General features: G+C 72.7%; 2 protein-coding genes and 1 pseudogene. All 3 read right to left on the bottom strand.

Annotated elements, in window-relative coordinates:
• Positions 1 to 409: pseudogene (locus ACFV9G_RS29970) on the bottom strand (protein spdB); the annotation flags it as partial.
• A gap of 2 nt (positions 410 to 411) precedes the next feature.
• A complete protein-coding gene (locus ACFV9G_RS29965; protein WP_377541242.1) occupies positions 412 to 732 on the bottom strand; it encodes a hypothetical protein in 321 nt (106 codons plus the stop codon).
• Positions 729 to 1,103, bottom strand: a complete 375-nt coding sequence (locus ACFV9G_RS29960; RefSeq protein WP_378733143.1) for a winged helix-turn-helix transcriptional regulator — start codon at positions 1,101 to 1,103, stop codon at positions 729 to 731. The genes ACFV9G_RS29965 and ACFV9G_RS29960 overlap by 4 nt, the downstream gene beginning before the upstream one ends.
• Positions 1,104 to 1,177: the final 74 nt, after the last annotated feature.

Raw genomic sequence — 1,177 nt, 5'->3', positions numbered from 1 at the left:
GCTGGATCGTGGCGATCCGGTCGTGGGCGGTCTTGGTGAGCGCGGTCCGCTCCCAGAGACCGTGCACGAGCCACAAGGCCTTGGCCGCGATCGGCAGCCAGGCGACGGCGAGCCATGCGCCGGCGGATCCGTCGGCGGTGAGCGCGTGGGCGACCAGGACGCCGGTCGCGACCGCGCCGAACGCCCACCCGACCACGGTGACCGTGGTGTTGTGGTCACCCTGAGCGGCCAGGCGCCGGTCGTACGCGAGGGTCGCGAGCCAGCCGCCGTCGATGCCGAGTCCGACGACCAGGGCGACGGGCCACGGCATCGAGTCCCCGAGCCACATCACGACCACGGCCAGGGTGAGGACCATGGACACGGCGGTCATGGCGACCGCCGGTGCGGCGGTGTAGTTGCGCTTGGGCATGGTCACTTCCCCTTCCGGATCTCGCGGATGAGCAGGTACGACACGCAGCCGCCGACCGTCACGGCGACGGCGACCAGGGCGACCGCGAGGAACAGGCCGACCAGGACGCAGGCGCAGGCGGCACCGCCCGCGATCCACGCGGCGACCTTCCCGGCGGACGATCCGCTGGCCTTCTGCGTCGAGCAGCTGCAGGCGGCGTGCGCGGCCGGGGCGGGGGTGGCCGCCTGTACGGCCTGGACCACGGCGAGGATCTGCGCGATCTGCTCGGTGTTGGTCTCCGCCGCGCGGGCGTCGGCCACGGCCTGGGCGAGGTTGGCGCTCATGCGGCGACCTCCGTACGGATCGTCGTGCCGTCCTTGGCGAGGAGCCCGCGCTTGACCAGCGCGTCGACCGCGCGGGTGACCGAGCCGGGGTTGATGCCGGTCGCCTTGGCGATGGCGGCGTTGGTCGACGTGCCGTCGATCGCGGCCTGAAGCACGGCCTTCTGGTTGTCGGTCAGGTCCTGCGGGACGGCAGCCGCGGGGGCGGCGTCCTTCACCAGACGCAGCGGCTCGGACGCCGGGGCCGGGACAGGCGCCGGCGCCTTGGCCGACCGCTGCCAGACCGGGCGGTCAGGGAGGGCGATGACGTCGGCCGGGGAGAACGCCCGGGTGCTGATCGGGTGCGGTGCCGCCTTGGGTCCGGAGCGGAGCAACTCGCACAAAGACACCTCAGACTCGTCCGACTACCAGACGCGAGAAGAGCACTCATCGCGCAGGAACAATCGGC

Origin of the sequence: Nocardioides sp. NPDC059952, assembly GCF_042730435.1 — a bacterium.
In the GTDB taxonomy this organism is placed as follows: domain Bacteria; phylum Actinomycetota; class Actinomycetes; order Propionibacteriales; family Nocardioidaceae; genus Nocardioides.
Note: the sequence above shows the minus strand (reverse complement) of the source record. Positions and strands in the feature narration are given on the sequence as shown.